At 68.2% G+C, this 1,522-nt stretch carries 1 protein-coding gene; it reads left to right on the top strand.

All coding sequences use genetic code 11. The features are described 5' to 3' along the window. The first annotated feature begins 49 nt into the window (after positions 1–49). Entirely contained in the window at positions 50–1,498 is a 1,449-nt protein-coding gene (locus ACWD5Q_RS35490; RefSeq protein ID WP_451431187.1) for an NF041680 family putative transposase, read from the top strand. Positions 1,499–1,522: the final 24 nt, after the last annotated feature.

A 1,522-nucleotide genomic window follows, 5' to 3' on the forward strand; every position in this document is an offset into this window, starting at 1 on the left:
TCCTCGGGTTGTGACACCAACGAAGAGCGACGTAGCCGTCGCCCCCAGTGTGCCCGATGGTGGCGGCCGCCATGCGGCGCTGCGTGAACTCAAGGAGTTCCGTGTCGACTTGCGTGCCTGTCTCACGCGCTGGGGTGATGCGCTCTTCGAGATCACCGACGCCGTGCTGTGCAGTGAGGGCCCTGTGGGCAGTCTCGCCGAGCTGACCCTTGTGCCCGAGCACGCCCGCTCCCACGGCTCCGTACAGCGTGCCATGAACAACGGACGGATCGACTTCGACCGTCTGTACTGGTCCTTCGCGCTGCGTGACCTGCCGCGCGGTCCCGGCGGCGGCATCGTGCTCGCCGTCGACGTGACCCCCTGGCCACGCCCCGACGCGAACACCAGCAACCAGCGCACCTTCTGCCACACCTACGGACGCGCCGAGGGCACTCACGAAATGATCCCCGGCTGGGCTTACTCGATCATCGCCACCCTGTCCAGCGGACCCACCTCCTGGACCGCTCCGCTCGACGCACGCCGCTTGCGCCCCGGCGATCAGGTCCAGCAGTGCACCGCCCACCAGCTGCGAGAGGTCGTCACCAGGCTCGTGGCCCTGGGACGGTGGCGCGAGGGCGACGAGCCGATCCGGATCGTGGCCGACTGCGGATACGACGGCCCGTACCTCGCCCACCAGCTCGCCGACCTGCCGGTAGAGGTGTGCGTACGCATGCGTGGCGACCGCGTCCTCTACCGCGACCCACCCGCGAACGGCGGTGTGGGCCCCAAAGGCGGCCGGCCCCAACGCCATGGCAGCAGATTCGAGTTCCACGCCCCGCACACCTGGGGAGATCCCCTGCACGAGACCGAGCATGATCTCGACAAGTACGGTCACATGCGGGTCCGGTGCTTCAAGCGTCTGCACGTCAAACTCAACCGGCAGACCGTCTGGGCTCATCACCCCGAGCCGGAGCTGCCCCTCGTGCCCGGCACCGTGATCCGTCTGGACGTCGAGCGCCTGCCCTCCGGCGGCAACCCGAAACCCCTGTGGCTGTGGTGGTCACGCACCGACACCGACGCCGCTCTCGCCGACACCATCTGGTCGTGTTTCCTGCGCAGATTCGATCTTGAACACACCTTCCGCTACTGGAAACAGCACCTCGGCTGGACCCGGCCCCGCCTGCGCGAGGCAGCCGCCGCCGACCGCTGGACCGTTCTCGTCATGGCCGTGTACACCCAACTGCGCCTCGCCCGGCCCCTCGCCGAGGACCTCAAGCGCCCATGGGAGCGCCCCCTGCCCGTCGAACGCATGACTCCCGGTCGCGTACGCCGGGGGTTTCGTCAAGTCCGCACGTCACTGCCTGTTCTCACAAAGCCCGCGAAACCCTCTCGCCCCGGCCCGGGACGCCCTCCCGGCCGCCGCAACAAGCGGAAGGCCCCCGTCTACGACGTAGGCAACGCCCTGCTCGAAGACAGTCAACGAACAGAAGAGCGGCGAACCGAACACCCCGTCCCCTGACCGTCGCAGGTTTTATCTCAAGCT

This window comes from Streptomyces sp. NPDC002513 (assembly GCF_053595355.1).